Annotated in this window: 20 protein-coding genes; 17 read left to right on the top strand and 3 right to left on the bottom strand. The window is 55.7% G+C overall.

Features of this window, described 5'->3' with window-relative positions:
- Positions 1-743 (bottom strand): thioester-forming surface-anchored protein (locus AC1EKG_RS09470; protein ID WP_481067837.1); only part of this gene is annotated, 743 nt, incomplete at its 3' end.
- A gap of 424 nt (positions 744-1,167) precedes the next feature.
- Positions 1,168-1,545, bottom strand: a complete 378-nt coding sequence (locus AC1EKG_RS09465; protein ID WP_004808203.1) for a hypothetical protein — start codon at positions 1,543-1,545, stop codon at positions 1,168-1,170.
- Here AC1EKG_RS09465 and AC1EKG_RS09460 point away from each other — a divergent pair.
- From AC1EKG_RS09460 to AC1EKG_RS09430, 7 genes are all read left to right on the top strand, one after another.
- Positions 1,544-1,699 (top strand): hypothetical protein, encoded by a 156-nt coding sequence (locus tag AC1EKG_RS09460; protein ID WP_155855909.1) that lies wholly within the window; start codon positions 1,544-1,546, stop codon positions 1,697-1,699. The genes AC1EKG_RS09465 and AC1EKG_RS09460 overlap by 2 nt on opposite strands.
- Before the next feature lie 15 nt (positions 1,700-1,714).
- Positions 1,715-2,512, top strand: a complete 798-nt coding sequence (locus AC1EKG_RS09455; protein WP_040315416.1) for a class I SAM-dependent methyltransferase — start codon at positions 1,715-1,717, stop codon at positions 2,510-2,512.
- Entirely contained in the window at positions 2,509-2,844 is a 336-nt protein-coding gene (locus tag AC1EKG_RS09450) for a cupin domain-containing protein (protein WP_004808206.1), read from the top strand. Before AC1EKG_RS09455 ends, AC1EKG_RS09450 begins: the two co-directional genes overlap by 4 nt.
- Positions 2,845-3,370: 526 nt before the next feature.
- Complete coding sequence (locus AC1EKG_RS09445) at positions 3,371-3,631, top strand: hypothetical protein (protein WP_004808208.1); 261 nt, start codon at positions 3,371-3,373, stop codon at positions 3,629-3,631.
- Positions 3,632-3,711: 80 nt separating this feature from the next.
- A complete protein-coding gene (locus AC1EKG_RS09440; RefSeq protein ID WP_070424976.1) occupies positions 3,712-3,948 on the top strand; it encodes a hypothetical protein in 237 nt (78 codons plus the stop codon).
- 167 nt (positions 3,949-4,115) lie between these two features.
- Positions 4,116-4,553, top strand: a complete 438-nt coding sequence (locus AC1EKG_RS09435) for an immunoglobulin-like domain-containing protein (RefSeq protein ID WP_176744636.1) — start codon at positions 4,116-4,118, stop codon at positions 4,551-4,553.
- Between the two features lie 408 nt (positions 4,554-4,961).
- On the top strand, positions 4,962-5,567 hold the full coding sequence (locus AC1EKG_RS09430; RefSeq protein WP_004808215.1) for a DUF4232 domain-containing protein: 606 nt from the start codon (positions 4,962-4,964) through the stop codon (positions 5,565-5,567).
- A 24-nt stretch (positions 5,568-5,591) separates the two neighbouring features.
- Here the strand turns inward: AC1EKG_RS09430 and AC1EKG_RS09425 are convergent, their stop codons facing one another.
- Positions 5,592-6,632 (bottom strand): NAD(P)-dependent alcohol dehydrogenase, encoded by a 1,041-nt coding sequence (locus AC1EKG_RS09425; RefSeq protein ID WP_004808218.1) that lies wholly within the window; start codon positions 6,630-6,632, stop codon positions 5,592-5,594.
- Between the two features lie 634 nt (positions 6,633-7,266).
- On the opposite strand from AC1EKG_RS09425, the gene AC1EKG_RS09420 reads away from it, so the two are divergent.
- The 10 genes from AC1EKG_RS09420 (at position 7,267) to AC1EKG_RS09375 (ending at position 17,920) form a co-directional block, all read left to right on the top strand.
- On the top strand, positions 7,267-7,476 hold the full coding sequence (locus AC1EKG_RS09420; protein WP_006548061.1) for a type II toxin-antitoxin system Phd/YefM family antitoxin: 210 nt from the start codon (positions 7,267-7,269) through the stop codon (positions 7,474-7,476).
- Complete coding sequence (locus tag AC1EKG_RS09415) at positions 7,466-9,514, top strand: type I restriction-modification system subunit M (RefSeq protein ID WP_481067836.1); 2,049 nt, start codon at positions 7,466-7,468, stop codon at positions 9,512-9,514. The genes AC1EKG_RS09420 and AC1EKG_RS09415 overlap by 11 nt, the downstream gene beginning before the upstream one ends.
- Positions 9,515-10,798, top strand: coding sequence for a restriction endonuclease subunit S (locus tag AC1EKG_RS09410; protein ID WP_101486030.1), 1,284 nt, complete (start codon positions 9,515-9,517; stop codon positions 10,796-10,798).
- Positions 10,795-13,824, top strand: a complete 3,030-nt coding sequence (locus AC1EKG_RS09405) for a type I restriction endonuclease subunit R (protein ID WP_481067835.1) — start codon at positions 10,795-10,797, stop codon at positions 13,822-13,824. The genes AC1EKG_RS09410 and AC1EKG_RS09405 overlap by 4 nt, the downstream gene beginning before the upstream one ends.
- A gap of 69 nt (positions 13,825-13,893) precedes the next feature.
- The gene (locus tag AC1EKG_RS09400; RefSeq protein ID WP_004010839.1) at positions 13,894-14,271 is read left to right on the top strand and encodes a helix-turn-helix domain-containing protein; all 378 of its coding nucleotides are present in this window, start codon (positions 13,894-13,896) and stop codon (positions 14,269-14,271) included.
- On the top strand, positions 14,268-14,942 hold the full coding sequence (locus tag AC1EKG_RS09395) for an ImmA/IrrE family metallo-endopeptidase (RefSeq protein ID WP_004010838.1): 675 nt from the start codon (positions 14,268-14,270) through the stop codon (positions 14,940-14,942). The genes AC1EKG_RS09400 and AC1EKG_RS09395 overlap by 4 nt, the downstream gene beginning before the upstream one ends.
- 414 nt (positions 14,943-15,356) lie before the next feature.
- Complete coding sequence (locus tag AC1EKG_RS09390; protein WP_004010837.1) at positions 15,357-16,136, top strand: sigma factor-like helix-turn-helix DNA-binding protein; 780 nt, start codon at positions 15,357-15,359, stop codon at positions 16,134-16,136.
- 5 nt (positions 16,137-16,141) lie between these two features.
- Positions 16,142-16,387 (top strand): hypothetical protein, encoded by a 246-nt coding sequence (locus tag AC1EKG_RS09385; RefSeq protein ID WP_036324516.1) that lies wholly within the window; start codon positions 16,142-16,144, stop codon positions 16,385-16,387.
- On the top strand, positions 16,384-16,791 hold the full coding sequence (locus AC1EKG_RS09380; RefSeq protein WP_004010835.1) for a hypothetical protein: 408 nt from the start codon (positions 16,384-16,386) through the stop codon (positions 16,789-16,791). Before AC1EKG_RS09385 ends, AC1EKG_RS09380 begins: the two co-directional genes overlap by 4 nt.
- Positions 16,784-17,920, top strand: a complete 1,137-nt coding sequence (locus tag AC1EKG_RS09375) for a DUF2800 domain-containing protein (protein ID WP_102201766.1) — start codon at positions 16,784-16,786, stop codon at positions 17,918-17,920. The genes AC1EKG_RS09380 and AC1EKG_RS09375 overlap by 8 nt, the downstream gene beginning before the upstream one ends.

The following is a 17,920-nucleotide window of genomic DNA, read 5'->3' as shown; positions in this document are numbered from 1 at the left end:
TCTCCTTCTACGACTTTGAGTTTGGCGCCTTCTAGTTCACTGGTTCCGTTTACTGCTTTTTTCGACAAGTGCACGGTAGTGGGACGGACGATGACCCGCCCGCTAACCAAAGATTGGTACTTTGACTTCTTGAGAATACCAGTTGGCACTGCCTTATAGAGATTCACTCTAACATCAACATTTTGCGGAATTACCTCGTCGATAGGGCGTTCTAGCAGGTCCTGCACCATCTTCTGAGCAGTATTTTGCTCTAGTCGAGGATAAGTGGTGTACTTGTCGCCTTCAGTGTAGTGGTAAACCAGATTTTGAATAATGTTATAAAATCCAATTCCGTTAGGGTTGATGGCGCGTAGACCAGAGGCACCCTCAATATCTGTGGGGTCTGCAACATAAATGTAGATGAGCTTCCTGAGGGCGTCATCTAACTGCGCAGAATCGATGCGATTGGACCTTGTTCCTCCTCTGTTGTGTAGCCATTCTGTATAAATGTCATTAGCGCTTGCGTTATCCGTGCGATGGTACTCGCCGCTATGAGAATTGTGGCTATACGAGGGGACCTTCTTTTGCCTATTAATGCAGAATGCGAAGGAATCAGCCTCATCGCCACTGGGTGTCATAGGCTTCAGTCTCGAAGCTTTGTCGTGAGCGTAGTAGATTCCGTTATCTGAAACGCCCACGGAATTGTTCGGGTAAGCAGCCAGTGCGGACAGGGGTAAGCTAAAAATAATAAGCGTTGCGGCCAATAAGATGAGCATAAAATGCTTGCCAGTTCGCAACAGAGGAAACGAGATAGCGTGATTGTCTTCACGCAGAGACGTAAGCATTAGAGCGGAATTCCTTTGTCGTACTTTCTTGTTACGAAGGAATGTTAACTATTCAACCTATGTGTTCTATATGAGGTTCCGCTATGACGCAGTATGTGCGTGAGCGCATGAAAAAAATAAGGTTGAAGACTCAGAAAATACGCAAACATTCGGTGGTGTCTGATTCGCTGTAATGATTAATACAGATTCGCCAGGCGCATTAGATAGTAAGGGGTTATCCAGGTAACCTGTCTTTCTAGCAACTTTCGGTTGCCCTCCCCGCGGGGAGGACAACCGGCACAAAGTGTTCAGTGAGTAACTGCCAAAGATCTCAATGGAGCGAGCCAGTGGAAAGGCCTACTATCTAGTTAGCTGGCTGCTCGGCGAGTAGAGCGGGAGCGACTGCCCCAACTTGGGGAAAGCCGTTGTCATGCAGAACCGTAATCAGGCTCTGGAAGGCGTCGTTGTCGGTTTCCGGGTCGAAGGTTTGGGCCTGATAGATCACTGCGTAGTTGGGCTCGGAGTAGGTGACCCAGAACAGTTTGTGGCCCGCGGCGGCCTCGGCTTCGTAAATGAAGTTCTGAATGATCAGCCTTCTTGCGGAAACCATAGAGAATTCTGGGTCGATAGTTGCGACGGAAAAATCGGGATCTGCCGGTATTTGTTCGGCCGCGTTGGCGGCTGGCACCCCGGCGAGCAGTGCGGCAGTCATAGGGATTGCTGCAAAGAAAAGTTTTTTCATGATTGCACCTAACGTAGGTTACGGGCCCACCTTAGGACTTGTAGATGAGGTGGCAATTAAAATGCGTCTAAACGGTAATGTGATCTACTACAAGAAGTGGGGGAACGTTTCTGGCATGCACAAACTAAAGCCGGCTGAGGTTAGGCGAACCTAAGTGTAGAATTGTGGTGTGGAAAGCTCACTACCGCAATCGGATCGTCCCGTAGAAACCGCAGCAGGACATTGGGTGTTAGCAAGGGCAGGAAAACGGGTTCTTCGCCCGGGAGGCTTGAAGCTCACTAAAGCGATGCTGGCTGCAGCGAAATTGCCGGGGGCTCGCGTGGTTGAGTTCGCCCCCGGACTTGGCCGTACCGCGCAGCTAATAGTTGCTGAATCTATTGCTTCATACGTGGGCGTGGACCGAGACGTCAATGCGGTGAGCCGAGTACAACGGATCGTGAGCGGCGCTAACGGTAAGGTGGTGTGCGCTAACGCGGCCGAGACAGGGCTGCCGGATGACAGTGCAGACGTGGTCGTTGGGGAAGCCATGCTAACAATGCAAGGGCGGAAGTCTAAGCAGAAGATTGTGGCCGAGGCAAAGCGCGTTCTTTCAGTGGGAGGGCGGTATGCTATCCATGAGTTGGCGCTGGTTCCAGATGGCATAGAGGCAAGTAAGGCAGATGAATTGCGCAAAACTTTGGCCCGCGTCATCCGAGTGAACGCGCGCCCTCTTACTGCCGCGGAATGGAAAGAACTGCTAACAGGGGCAGGATTTAGAGTTACTGAGGTTGCCACCGCGCCTATGGCCCTGCTGGATCCCAAGAGGGTAGTGGCCGACGAGGGTCTGCTGGGCACGTTGCGCATTGTCCGAAACCTGATGCGGGATAAGGACTTGCGTGCTCGCGTGCTCCAGATGCGCAGGACTTTCACAGAGTATAAAAAGAATCTGGCAGGCATCACCGTCGTTGCTACTTTGGAGGAGAAATGATTAATCCTGATGGGCTGTCCGACATTGAAAACATGGCGGAGCTGGTAGAGGTCAATGACGGAGCTACCGTATCTCGCACTATTTTGAAGGGTGAAGGGGTCAATGTTGTCCTCTTTTCCTTTGACGAGGGCGAAGAGCTATCCGAACATACCGCTGCGATGCCGGTGCTGGTCCAGGCGCTCGAGGGCGAGTTGTTGATCGCTGCAGATGGTCGTGACGTTGTGCTGCGGCCGGGCGGGCTGGTTCACTTCACAACGCGTCTGCCCCACGCTGTGAAGGCATTGAAACCGTCGAAGATGGTGCTGTACATGATGGCTGGGCCAGCAAAATAGTTGGCAGCGCCTCTAGCAGCATGTCGCAGAGGTGTAGAGACCGCGCCTCAGCGGGACGAAAAAGTCTAGCTGTGGCAGGCTAATAATATTTTTGTGCTCCTAGTATTTGGGGCGCTCCTTCTAGCGTGGAACTTGCGTTTTTTGAGAGAAGGTGGATGGCTGTTCTGCCCACGCCTTGTTTGTATCTCGCAGAGTTATGCGGTAGTAGCTTCTTATTTTGTGGAATCGGTTAATTATTGCCATTTTCTGTGAACGTTATGGGAGAATCTGGTTTAGACGTGTACGCAGTCATGCATAGGTCAATGTTGCCGTATGGGCGCTAAGTTGGAATATTGTTTTTCAGCACCTTAGCGCATTCAGTGATGAATGCAATATAAAAACATCAATAATCACTAACGTATTATTTTTTGCCGGGTTCGCATTTTTAATAGGCTCATTTGCCTCTAGCTAGAAACATTCACGTGCCTTAATGTGAGTGCGAATTTTTGCCTGCATAGTAGGGTGACACGAACCGTGAGGGAATGCGATGGCAATAAATCGTAAATCAAGACCGCTGTGGGCTGTCGCAGCTTTAAGCTTGGCTGTTTCCGGCCAAGCTCTAGTTGCAAATGCCGCGAATAAGCCTGTCGATTTCAGATATAGGCTGCCAAGTCGGGCGCAAAGCGCCCTATTTGTTGCTTTTGATCCGAAGAATCCGGAAGGATTCATGACGTTAGAGCAGAATCGTACATATAAGATTCCTGCTGGTTGGGTTCTGTCAGACAGGATCAACATGCAGCCGCAATGAACTATGAGTTGCACTGGTAGCGCGGAAATAAATGGAGCTATTACCCGCTCGGTTGTGGGCGAAGGGCTAAGGCCTACGAGGTGCTCGGCATCGATAAGTACGAGCCCAGGGGGAATAGTAGTACCTACCCAAGTGCCTGGCAGATGCACCAGTTCAATCGTGTTATTTTTGACCTGAAAGGCGGTACGTGGACGGATCCCCGCAAATCCGATGTGGACTTTAATGATCCCAACCGTTACGCGCTGTTCACTGCCCCGTTCCGCACGGTGTACAAGCCCTCTGCTCCGGTGCGCGAAGGCTACACTTTTGTTGGTTAGATCGGAACCTCCAAGCTGGATCCGGAAGCCAATAAGGCTAATAAGCCAAAGGAATTTGATAGGGATAATCCTTATCCGTTCACCGAGGTTGATCCGGACATTAACGTTGGGTATATATCCGGGGCGAGATCGTCAAGTTGTCCGCTGAGTGGGCTAAGCTGCCTACTTTGACAGTAGAGGATAAGGCCATCAGGCAAGGGGGGGATTTCGATCCGGCCAGCATGGTTGCAACCGCGACCGATGATCTCGGCAACTCCCTGAGTGATAAGGCCAAGGTAGAAGGTACCTATGACGTCAATACGCCTGGCGAGTACGAACTGACGTTTACTGTTACCGATAAGTACGGTGGCAAGACTGTAGAGAAGGCCAAACTGGTCGTCAAGCATCCCGCCCCCACTCTTGAGGTGAAGAAAAATACTCTTGCTTACGGGGAAAACTTTGATCCGGCCTCGCTAGTGGTCGGCTCTACTGGTGCCAACTGGGAGGGCATCCTCCCGAATGTCGAGGACGTAGCCAAGATTAACGTGAATAAGTCGGGCGAATACAGGGTTCGTTACACCGTGACTAACCCCGATGGGAAAAGGTGGAAAAGACTGCCACGCTAACCGTGAAGCTGAAGCCTGCTGAGGAAGAAAAGCCGAATCCTGCTGAAGAGGAAAAGCCCGCTTCTGCTGCTACGTGAGAACGACAGCAAGTCTGCTGTAGCTCAAAAGGAGCAGCAACCCCAGAAGGATCAGCTGTCTGAGGGCTGTAGGGTAGTCACTACCAAGGCCGCACCTGCCCTGTCCAACAACGGGTACCGCAGCACTCTTGACAGGTATTGTCGCAGCGCTGCTGATGGCTGGCGGCGTCCTCCTAACTCTGGGTGGGAAGAGGCGCTAGGAGTAAGTAAATTACTCTGAGTTTGGGGTCCACCAAAGGTGACCCAAACCTTTTAAACCAGGTTGGCAAGATACATAGCTATTGCTTTCTTGCCAATGCACACCCAAGCTTCGCCCTCTAGGCTTACTGGTATGAAGACACAGCAAAAAGGTGCCGCTGGCGTGTGCGTACTACTAGCTCTGGTAGGGCTTGCCGGGTGCGCGGGTTCAGCTAACCGCTCCGCTGGGGTAAGTAATGCCAGTACTGCTTCGCCAAAGGAACAGAGCAGCCAGAGTCAATCGGCCCGCCCTCTAGAGAAGGAAGCAACGCCGCAGGGCAAACCGAAGCGTTGCCGCTCTAAGGGGCTGAAATTGGAAGTTGTCCAGCCCGAGGGGGGCGCGGGTGCAGGGTCACAGTATTACCAGCTGAAACTAACCAACATTTCGAAGGAGAGCTGCAATATTTACGGTTTCCCCGGAGTCTCCTTTACTGATGCAGGCGGGGATCAGATCGGCGAACCGGCTAAGCGTCAGGGCGACGCTAAAGAGCTCATAACCCTGCAGTCCGGGGAGCATGCTACCAGCAATCTTCAGATTGCTAACGCGCAGAACTTTGAGGGATGTAACCCGCAAAAGAGTGTGGCGCTTAAGGTCTACCCTCCCGAGGAGCGGAATGCGCTAAGCACTGATTTTGAGGTTGCGGTGTGTTCTTCCGAGGTCGTAAACGCGTCGGTCGCTCCGGTAGCCAAGGCGGAATAGGCCCTGGCTACCAGAAAGGTGAACCTATTCCTTGTTTACCACTACGACGGACTTTAACGAGGTAGGATCGCCCGTCGAAGTTAGGGCCTCTTCGGCCTCTTCAAGGGTGAACTCGGCAGTTACTAGCTCGTCCAAATTTACGAAGGGCTGACTTGCGGCGGCGATCGACTTAGGCCAGGTGTGTACGTAGCGGAACAGGCCGGTCACGATCAATTCGCGCACGGAAATTCGGGCAACGTCAAGGGGCACAATGTTTGAGCCCATGCCTACGAACACGCAGGTGCCTGCGGGGGCTAACGCGTAGAGGCCGGACTGGATGGCGTCGGTTACTCCGGTGCATTCAATGAAAACGTCAGCTTCGATGCCGTCCGTTGTGAATCCGTCCTCGGTGGGGTCGACGACTTTGGTCGCGCCGTGTTTTAGGATCATTTCCCGCCTGGTGGGGTTGGGCTCGGAAACGATGATTTCCGATGCTCCGAAGCTCTTGGCCGCCAATGCGGTCAGGGTACCGATCGGGCCCGCACCGGTGATGTAAACGCGGGAACCCAAAGTGGTGTGGGCTTCCATGTTTGCCCACAAGCCGACGTTGAAGGGTTCAAGAAGTGCGGCCGCGTTGTTGCTCATCTGGGTTGGGACGGTGAAGGCAAAATCTGCTGGCGCTAACACGTAGTCACAGAATGTGCCGTCGACCGGGGGAGTAGCGTAAAACTGCATTTGTGGGCACAGGTTTAGATGACCGGTCTTGCAGTAGCGGCATTTCCGGCAGGGCACTTGCGGGTCGATTGAGACGCGTTCGCCGACGCGGTTTTCATCCTCCGGGCTTCCGGCTGCAACCACTACGCCGGATGCTTCGTGGCCTAGGATTAGCGGCTCTTCTACCTGGAAGCCGGCGCATTCACCGGTTTTGTAGTAGTGCACGTCGGAACCACACACGCCCACCGAAAGTACTTTGATCAGTAATTGCCCGGCCGAGGGCGTAGGAACGGGCCGTTCCTCCATCTGCATTTTCTGCTGCCCAAGCAGCACGTTCGCTCGCATTGTCTTAGGAATGTCATAGGTAGCCATTTTGATTTCCTCCTACATCGACGCGGCATCGTAGCCGGGCGAACTAACCTGCAGCCCGCCATTCACAAGTGTAGGAAATGTGTTGATGCGTTTGGGTGAAATCAACAAGGGAGCTAATAGTTGTGCCGGTTGCTTTTTGAGGTGGCTGTTTCGCCCTACTGCCCCTACGACCCTTTTGCGTTCGGGATAACAACGACCGAAAGCAAGCTTCCTTCGTGGTTGCCCTCTCTTGGATACTTAGACGTCGAAAATGATAAAAACCACTTTAGCCCTTGAATCCCTGTTGAGCAGGGGTTTTGTCGTTTCTGGGGTTGTTCGCTGGCGTGCTGGAGGTTCAGTAATCGGGTGCTCGTCCCCGATCTTCCCGTTGGATTGGTGCATATTTCTGGTTGAGGGGGTCTGCTGGTGGGCTTGCGTTAGCGGATATCTGGCGAGGGGGCGTGCCCTCAATTGTGATTGATAAGACCGTTCCCACCTTCGACCTTGTGGGGCGTCCTGGCTCGCGCGCATGTCTCCATCTTCACGAAGAATCACATGCAAAATTACATGTAGTATCTCGCGCATATTGTGACGATATTTTGCATGCATTTATGGTAAAATGAGGCGTTGACGGTAACTCGTGGTGAAGGAGGCGATGGTGCGGAAGCGTACGGCGAAGAAGTCGATGAAGCACATCAACATCGGCGACCTTGGACGTGGTCAGGCATCGAAGCTGCTCAAGGAAGTGGCTGATGGTGACGATGTGGCCTACGTGTTGCGTTACGGAAAGCCTCTCGTGGTGGTCATGTCGCATGAGCGTTACGAGCGATTGATGGAAGATGGAGTTGACCCGAATGAGCACTGAGAAAACAACGAACTATGTCAGCTTCATTTGGAAGATCGCCAACCTGCTGCGCGGTGACTACAAGGAGCACGAGTACGGAGACGTGATCTTGCCGTTCACGGTGCTCACCCGACTCGACTCCGTGCTCGTTGACACGAAGACCGACGTGCTTGCAATCCGTGACCAGAAGGGTGTCCCGGCTGAGGTCAAGCGCATCCAATACGCGAGAGCTACCGGATATCCGTTCTGGAACGCCTCCAGGTTCACGCTGCACACGCTCAAGAACGATCCTGACAACCTGGAGGGCAACCTGCGCTCCTACGTGGAGGGCTTTTCGCGGAACGCCCGCGACGTGCTGAAGTCCTACGACTTCTACACCGTGATCGATCGGCTGGATCGCTCCGATCTGCTCTACCAAATCGTCGATGCTTTCACCGACCCAGCCGTAGACTTCTCACCTGCAGCGGTCTCCAACGAGGATATGGGTTCGATCTTTGAAGAACTGATCCGGCGCTTCAACGAACTGTCGAACGAAACCGCAGGTGAGCACTTCACCCCGCGTGAAGTCATCCAGCTCATGGTCGAGGTGCTGTTCGACCCAGACATGAACGCGATCTGCGAGCCCGGCTTCATGGCGTCGCTGTATGACCCAGGGGTCGGCACCGGTGGCATGCTTTCTGCCGCGATTGAACGAGCCCACGAGCTCAACGAAGGGGCGCGGATTGAGGTGTACGGGCAGGAACTCAACCCGCAAACCTACGCGGTGGCAAAGTCCGACATCCTCATCAAAGGTGACGACGCCGAACGCATCTACTTCGGCAACTCGCTGACCGCTGACAGAACAGCTGGACGAACGTTCAACTACATGCTGTGCAACCCGCCCTTTGGCGTGGAATGGAAGAAGTACGCCGACCCGATCAAAGACGAAGCCGAGAAGCGAGGGTGGAAGGGCCGGTTCGGTGCCGGTCTGCCGCGTATTTCGGACGGGTCGTTCCTGTTCTTGCAACACATGATCTCGAAGATGAAGCCCTACGATCCGGCTGATATCCAGAACGCGCCGGGCACTCGGATCGGGATCGTGTTCAATGGATCGCCGCTGTTCACCGGCTCGGCTGGGCAAGGTGAGTCGAACATTCGCCGCTGGATTCTTGAAAACGACTGGCTGGAAGCCATCATCGCCCTGCCTGACCAGATGTTCTACAACACCGGTATCCTCACCTACGTTTGGGTGCTCTCCAACCGTAAAGCGTCAATCCGCAAAAACAAGGTGCAACTGATCGACGCCACCGGACTCTTCGCCAGGATGCGCAAACCGCTCGGCGAAAAACGCAAATACTTGACCGAGGACAACATCGCCCAGATCGCGCGCATCTACGGCGACTTCACCGAGGACGAGCACTCCAAGATCTTTGACACCTGCGAGTTCGGCTTCCATGAAGTCACGGTGGAACGTCCGCTACGTTTGAACTTCACCGCCACACCCGAACGAATCGAGCGACTCTGGGAGCGGACCCCGTTCAAGAATCTGGCCACCTCGAAGAAACGCAGCGAACCCGCCCGTAGCCAAGAGATCAAGGACGGCAAGAAGACCCAACAGGCGATCATCGATACCCTCGAAACCCTCGACGGGCAGCAGGTGTGGAAGAACCGAGACGAGTTCACGGCCGTACTCAAGAGTGCCTTCAAGGGCGCTGGGTTGGCTGTGCGTGCCCCGCTGCTAAAAGCAATCGTGACGGCCCTGGGTGAAACCGATCCGACCGCAGACATCTGCCGCGACGCCAAGGGCAACCCGGAACCTGACCCGGCGCTACGTGACACCGAGCAGATCCCGCTCGCCGAAGACATCGACGCCTACATCCAACGCGAAGTCATCCCCTACGCGGCTGACGCCTACGTCGACCCCGACAAGACCAAGATCGGCTACGAGATCCCCTTCACCCGCTACTTCTACCAGTACGAAGAACTCGGCAACCCCACCCAAACCCTGGACGAAATCCAAACCCTCGGAGCTGAAATCCAAGCCTCCATCGCCAAACTATTCAACGAGCAGGTGAACTAAATGGATGCCTACGAACACTACAAAGACAGCGGTATTGACTGGATTGGGAAGATTCCAAATAGCTGGCATTCTCGTTCTCTGAAATCTCTGTTGACCCGTAAATCGCGTAAGGGTGAGCCTTCCTGGAGAGTTCTTTCTGTTGAACGTGAGCGTGGGGTTGTAGATCGTGAACTTGAAGGGTCGCCAGATAACAACAACCGTCTACCAGATGATTTGAGTGGTTATTTGGTAGTTCGGAACGGTCAATTTGTTATGAACAAAATGAAGGCTTGGCAAGGATCATATGGAGTGTCGCTGTATGACGGGATTGTCAGTCCTGCGTATTACACCTTCGATTTAGCGTCTTCCGTGGATTCTGAATTCTTCAACTGGGCTATACGGTCAAAAGCATATATTCCCTTCTTTGGCAGGGATTCTTACGGAATTCGCACAGATCAATGGGACTTTAAGGTACAGGCGCTCCGAAATATTCCACTATTTGTTCCTCCGGTGGAAGAGCAAAGGCAAATCGTTGATTACCTTGTTCAACGGCTGAAAGGGATCGATGGTTTGATTACCGATTTGGATCGTCAGGTTGAGTTGTTGGAGCGTTACAAGCGTGAGTTGATCGCCCACACCGTCACCAAAGGCCTCGACACTAACGCTCCAATGAAAGACAGCGGTATTGACTGGATTGGGAAGATTCCAAATAGCTGGCATTCTCGTTCTCTGAAATCTCTGTTGACCCGTAAATCGCGTAAGGGTGAGCCTTCCTGGAGAGTTCTTTCTGTTGAACGTGAGCGTGGGGTTGTAGATCGTGAACTTGAAGGGTCGCCAGATAACAACAACCGTCTACCAGATGATTTGAGTGGTTATTTGGTAGTTCGGAACGGTCAATTTGTTATGAACAAAATGAAGGCTTGGCAAGGATCATATGGAGTGTCGCTGTATGACGGGATTGTCAGTCCTGCGTATTACACCTTCGATTTAGCGTCTTCCGTGGATTCTGAATTCTTCAACTGGGCTATACGGTCAAAAGCATATATTCCCTTCTTTGGCAGGGATTCTTACGGAATTCGCACAGATCAATGGGACTTTAAGGTACAGGCGCTCCGAAATATTCCACTATTTGTTCCTCCGGTGGAAGAGCAAAGGCAAATCGTTGATTACCTTGTTCAACGGCTGAAAGGGATCGATGGTTTGATTACCGATTTGGATCGTCAGGTTGAGTTGTTGAGGCGGTATCGCAAGCAGGTTATTAACGATGTGGTGACGGGCAAGGTCCGCGTTAGTGAGGAGGCATGATGGATACGTCGGAGCGCAGGTTTGAGTCCGAGATCGAATACTGGCTGACTACCCAGGGATCGGATTTTGACCGGTTTGAGACGCGTGACCCGCAGGGTTTTGATCGCGAGCTGTGCCTGTATCCAGCTGACTTGATTGAGTTCGTGAAAACAACGCAACCGGATCAATGGGCCAAACTGGAACGCACTTACCGGGGTAACGCGGAGCAGAAGTTTCTGAAGCGTGTCGCTGCGCAGCTTGATCAGCGTGGTGTGATCGACGTGCTGCGCCGTGGCATTGAGGATGTGGGTGCTCGGTTCAAGCTGGTGTACTTTGCTCCCGGCACCGACTTGAATGAGGTTCTTGCTGAAAAGTACTGGGCGAACGAGATGAGCATCGTGCGCCAGCTACGGTATTCAACGCGTAACGAGAACTCGGTTGACACGGTGCTGTTGGTGAACGGCATCCCAGTGGTGACACTCGAGTTGAAAAATCAGCTGACTGGGCAGACCTATCGTGATGCGATCCGACAGTACAAGATGGACCGTTCCCCGTCGGAAAAGCTCTTCGCCCTGGGTAAACGCGCGGTGGTACACTTTGCGGTTGACACCGATGAGGTGTGGATGACTACGAAACTTGCCGGCCAAGATACGGTGTTCCTGCCGTTCAACCGTGGTTTCAGCAGCGGTGCTGGTAATCCGCCGGTGGAGGGCAAGTTCAAGACGTCCTACTTGTGGGAGCAGGTGCTTGCGAAAGACTCGTTGCTCGACATTCTGCACCGGTTCGTGCAGTTCGTGCCCGGCAAGACCCCTGAGGGGCGTCCGGCGAAGTCGAAAGACAAGGTGATCTTCCCGCGCTTCCACCAGCTCGATGCGGTCCGCAAACTCATCGCGGACGCGAAGGCGAACGGTGCTGGGCACAACTATTTGGTGCAGCATTCGGCGGGCTCGGGCAAGTCGAACACGATCGCGTGGCTCGCTCACCACTTATCGAATCTGCACGACGACCAGCAGCGGGTGGTGTTCGATTCGATCATCGTGATCACCGACCGGCGCGTGTTGGATAAGCAGCTCCAAGACACGGTGTTTTCGATGGATCACACAGCAGGCGTCGTCGTAAAGGTTGATAAGAACGCCCGCCAGCTCACTGATGCGCTGGGTCGGGGTGCTCGGATCATCATTTCGACGTTGCAGAAGTTCCCGTTCGTTGACGTGTCCAACATCGCGACGGCTGGGAAGCGGTTCGCGGTGATTGTGGATGAGGCACACTCGTCGCAGACCGGGCAGGCGTCTGAGCGGCTCAAGCAGGTGCTGGCTGACACTGCCCAAGCGGGTCAGGAGTCCAAGGCAGAGCTGCTGGATCGTTACGCTCGAGCTGAGGCTCAGGTAGAGGCCGAGGAGCTCGAGGTTGACGAACAGATCGCGGCGGATATGGCGACCCATGGACGGCAGGCGAACCTATCGTTCTTCGCGTTCACGGCCACCCCGAAGCAGAAGACCCTCGAAATCTTCGGCACCCCGACTCCTGGTGGCACGCCGCGCCCGTTCCATGTGTATTCGATGAAGCAGGCGATCGAGGAAGGATTCATCCTCGACGTGCTGGCAAATTACACCACCTACCAGACGTACTACAAGGTTGGTAAGGCCACCGCTGAGGATCCGGAGTACGCCAAGAAGCAGGCCAACAAGGCGCTGGGCAAATACTTAGCCCTGCATCCGCACAATCTGCGGCAAAAAGCCGAGATCATCATCGAGCACTTCCGCAGCAACGTGGCGCACAAGATCGGCGGCAAAGCCAAGGCAATGCTGGTGACCGGCTCCCGGTTGCACGCTGTGCGCTACTACTTCGCGTTCGCCAACTACATCAAAGCCAAGGGCTACACCGACCTGGGTGTGCTGGTGGCGTTCTCCGGCACCGTCGAAGACGATGGGCAGGACTACACCGAGGAGCAACTCAACGGCTTCCCCGAAGCCGAGCTGCCCGATCGGTTCGACACCGGTGAGTATCAGATCCTGTTGGTGGCCGAGAAATACCAGACCGGATTCGACCAGCCCCTGCTACAGACCATGTATGTGGACAAGAAGCTCCACGGGGTCAAGGCCGTGCAGACCCTGTCGCGGATCAACCGGATGTGCCCGGGCAAATCAGATACGTTCGTGTTGGACTTCGTCAACAGCGCTGACGACATTCAGGCGGCGTTCCAAGACTATTACGTGTCGACCTCGATCAGCGAGGAAACCGACCCGAACATCGTCTACGACCTCTACCACCTGATCGCCTCCTACCAGCTGTGGCGAGACGAAGAGATCGACGGATTCGCGACCGTGTTCTTCAGAGAGCAAAAGCAGCAGACCAACCTCGACTTCGGCAGGCTCAACGCCTACCTCGACCCTGCGGTCGGCCGCTTCGACGCGCTTGACGATGAGGAAAAGCTCGAGGTGCGCTCGGCGTTCAACAAGTTCAACCGCAACTACGAGTTCTTGACCCACATCATCCGCTTCGACGACGAGCAGCTGCATAAGTTCGCCGCATACGCGAAGCTGCTGACCCGCAAGCTCCACATCGACGGCGACCCTGCCCCACACCTGGATGATGAGGTCACCTTGCAGTACTACCGGCTCCAGTCGGTCTACGAGGGTTCCATCGACCTACAAGACCAGGTGGGTGAGTTGAACAACTCGCCCAAGCTGGGCATGCCCACCGAAGACGACCGCGAGCGACTCTCCAAGATCCTCGACTCCCTCAACGAACGATGGGGCACCGAGTTCACCAACATGGACAAAGTGCTCGAACAGGTCGCCGACGACCTCGCCCAAGACAACGAGATCCAGCTGCGAGCCCATAATCCGCTCGACCTGTTCAAGATCATCTACGACGAGAAGATGCCCGACGTCATGCTGGCGCGGATGACCCAGAATCACGACTTCTCCATGAAGTACCTGTCGGACAAAGCCTTCCGCGCCGACGTGGACGCGATCCTGCTCCCGCTCATCCACGACCGTCTCAACCGACCCCGGCACGAGGACAGCCAGCGAGACGGCTCCTGATCCGTAGACTTGCACCAGTTAACTTCACGTGTTAGCTTAGTTGCTAACAGACGTGAGGAGGCTGTTCCAATGACCAAATCAGAGAGCTTCGGTGCCTTCCTGGAAGCACATAGGAAGACGCAGGGCTTAACCATGCGCAAATTCGCGGACGCCATCGGTGTGACCGCTCCATACCTGAGTGACATCGAGAAAGGGCGCCGCGCTGCCCCGGACGGCAAGCTGGGGGACATCGCCGAGACATTGCGACTCTCCCGCTCCGAGAGGGAGCGGATGTATGACCTGGCAGCATTGACTCGCGAGAACCAGGTGTCTACCGACCTGTCGGGCTACATTATGCAAACCGACATGGCTCGCGTCGCTCTTCGCCGGGCGAAAGAACATGACCTGAGTGACCAGCAGTGGCGGGACATCATCGACATCATTGAAGGCGGGGAAGCTGACCAGTGAGCCTTGACCCCAAATACCTCAGTAAGGAGCGACTCGAGGCTCGCGCAGAGAAGGAGCTCGAGAAATTCGCCGGTGGCGCTCAACTGGTGGCGCCTATCCCGCTCGACGTCGACAGCTTCGCCGAGTTTCACCTGGGAGCGGCACTGGACTATCAGCGGCTTTCGTCGGACGGCAGCGTGCTTGGAATGTCGATCTTCCAGGAGCTGTCCATCCCTGTCTTCGAGTCTACCGGCGCAAGGGTTGACATCGTTTTTCCAGAACGAACAATCGTTATCGACGACGATGCCTTGCGTGACTCCCCGGACAGTCGACTGCGTTTCACGATTGCCCATGAGTGCGCTCACCTCCTCCTGCATCGGCATATCTACTACCGAGACCCTCGGATGAAGTGCAAGGGAGGAACAGGGTATCGCCCGTTCACTACTACCTCGGAGGGCGTTCGCGCCGACAACAAGGTAGACCGCGCCGAGTTCCAAGCCAACTACCTCGGGGCTGCGCTGCTCATGCCCCGCGACCCGTTCTCGCAGGCATTCACCGAGCTTGCCCCCGAAGGCTGGCGATCATTGGATGAGCGACGCAAGCGCCGTGTTGTCCGGGAACTCGCTAGGACTTTCGAGGTTTCTAAGCAGGCTGCCGCAATCCGCATCAAGAACCTGAAGCTCGCCGCGTAATTCATTCGCTACGAGTCGGGTTCTCTTTTTTACCCATTTTGTAAGCAACTTAGCTAACTAGTGAATAGGAGGTGTTATGGAAACAGTAAAGAACGCGGGAGGCAAAACGATTTGCCGTGTCGACCTAGAGCGTAGGCAGATCGAGATCGTCCATAAGGGATGCCTCTCCCGGCTCTGGTTCGACGACTGCGGGGGCTTTCATCAATGTCACGAACGACGGCCCCTACCTGAACCGCACTATCGATAACCCACTGAAACACAACTGAATACCGACATAAACAGTTCGATCCGCAGAACCGCTAGACGGGCAAGGATCACGCATCACCTCGACTTTGAGGCGCGTGAACCTGCCCGTCTTGCCGTTTCTGCGGCGTTGCGGACTCCTGCGGATCCCAATCCGACAGGAGATCCCCAATGTCCAAGCGTACGGACGCGCAGGAAACGCAGAACAACAACGCTGCGCTCACAATCCGCTTTAGGCACGAAGCCGACAACAACAAGCATGAATCCGTCACCGACGTCTACGAGATCGACTCTGGTGAGTTTGCCGTGATGGTGGAAACCGACCGGCGTGAACGCGCCGAACAGGCAGGCCGTCCGGTCGATGAGATCAAGCCGAGGTATCCGCAGCAGATTCTCGATGAACTGGCTCGGCAGGAAGAGGCCGTCTTCCACGAGGCCTATCGGGGTGATCGTGGCCCCGGCGCTCGCAAGTGCAGCTGCGGTGCCGGGTGCGGTCCGCGCCGTGGCTGCCGGGTGCCGAAAAACGCGCCGTGGTCGCTCGACTGGTTCATGGAGATCGACCGTGAACCGGAATTCGTTGTTGACAAGTCCGACGATCCATCTGCGGTTGTCGAGGATATCACCGCGTCGCCCGAAGACCAACTGATCGCCGCTGAAGACACCACTCGGAAGGCCCGCGAATTCCAAGCGCTGCGGGAGGCGATCGCTGGCCTGGAGGGCAAGCACAAACAAGTGATGGAGCTGATGCTCGCCGACGCGGACATGAAGCAGTCTGACGTTGCCCGCGCCCTGGGCCTGTCGCGAGCCCGGGTCTCACAACTGTTCAAGGAAGCAGCTGCGGTCCTTCGCGCAGCGGTGGAGGCGACGCGATTTAACACTTCCGATGGTGTCGGCAGTGGGGTGAAGGGAGCAGCCACCCGGGCCACTCCCACCAGTAAGGAAGGCAGGTGAAGGAGATGACCCAGCATCGGCTCAAGCTCCATATCGCCAAGCACATCCCCGATGATCCGGGGATCGTCGGCACCCGCACAGTCACCCTGCGCGAACGCATCATGCGCAAGCTCCTGGGCCGCAAGCAGCGCGTCACCATCGTCGTGCCCGGCAACTCGGTCAAACAGATCGACATCGCCGAAACCGACGACGATCTGATGGCGCTGGCCGACGCGGTCGGCGTCACCCACAAGGGCGGTGATGCGGCGTGAATGTCACCGACGCGAACAAGCACATCGCGGCACTCAACCGGATCGCCGAAGGCGTGACCATGCTCGCGGCCGCGATCGAGGAGACCGCGTGGGGCTCATTTGAGGATCATGCCGAGATGCCTGGTGCGCGTCCGATCGCCGCCGCCGGGCTCGCCCAACCCGACCTTGAGCAAGCAGCCGCCGAGTACGAGGCCACCCACCAGCAGTCACCCGAACCCGCACCTGAGCCGGATCCGGTGTCGCTGGCGCAGGTGCGTGGGGTGCTCGCCGGGCTCTCCAGCCAAGGCTTGACCGAGCAGATACGTGAGCTGATCGTCGCCACCGGCGCAGACAAGTTGTCGGTGGTCGACCCGGCCAAATACTCGTGGCTGCTCGACAAGGCGAAGGAGCTGTCCGATGCCTGACCAGCACTCGCTGCTCTCGGCGTCGGGTGCGCACCGTTGGCTGAACTGCCCACCCAGCGCAGTCCTGGAGTCACGCGAGCCGGATACCTCGTCGGCGGCTGCCGAACAGGGCACCGCAGCACACGCCCTCGCAGAGTGGAAACTGCGGCGCGCCCTCCACCAGGCACCAGCCTTCAAACCGGAATCCGACTGGATCGATACCGAGATGGAACACCTGACCGACGACTACGTCGCCTTTGTCCAGGAACACATCTCAATCGCGCGGGAAACCTGTGGTGATCCGCAGGTGCTGATCGAGCAGCGTCTCGACTTCTCCCACATCGTGCCGGGCGGTTTCGGTACCGGCGACGCCGTTATCATCGCTGAACCCACACTCCAGATCATTGATCTGAAGTACGGGCAAGGCGTGTTGGTTGAAGCCGAGCAGAACCCGCAACTCATGCTTTACGCCCTCGGAGCGCTCCATGCGTTCGGGAGCCTGTATGACATCGAGACGGTGGCGGTCACGATCTACCAGCCTCGCCGGGGCAACGTCGACACCTGGGAAACCTCCGTCGCCGAGCTCGAACACTGGGCTGAGACCGAGGTGAAACCGAAGGCTGAGCTGGCAGCGGCTGGCGAGGGCGAGTTTTGTCCGGGCTCGTGGTGCCAGTTCTGCAAGATCACACCCACGTGTCGGGCACGAGCCGAAGCCAACCTTCAACTTGCCAAGCTGGAGTTCGCCCCACCAGCAAAACTGTCGGACGTAGAGATTGCTGACGTGCTCACACGGATTCCGCAGCTCAAAACCTGGGCGGCGGATGTCGAAGCCTACGCGCTCTCAAAGGCCGTCAACCAGGGCGTGGTCTTTGAGGGGTTCAAGCTTGTAGCCGGACGGTCGGTACGCAAATACAGCTCCGAAACCGACGTCGCTGCAGCGGCTGAAGCGGCTGGATATAGGGACATCTATGACCGCAAGCTCATCACTCTTACAGCAATGGAAAAGCTGATGGGTAAACCCACCTTCAACGAGATCCTCAGCGACCTCGTGACCAAACCTGCAGGCAAACCCACCCTGGTTCCTGTATCCGACAAGCGGCCAGCGCTCGACCTGGTGAGTGCGGCCACCGATTTCAGTAACGACAACTAG

Source organism: Winkia sp. C0117E2 (assembly GCF_056590455.1).
The sequence above is the reverse complement of the archived record's forward strand: the minus strand, read 5'-3'. Positions and strand labels throughout refer to the sequence as shown.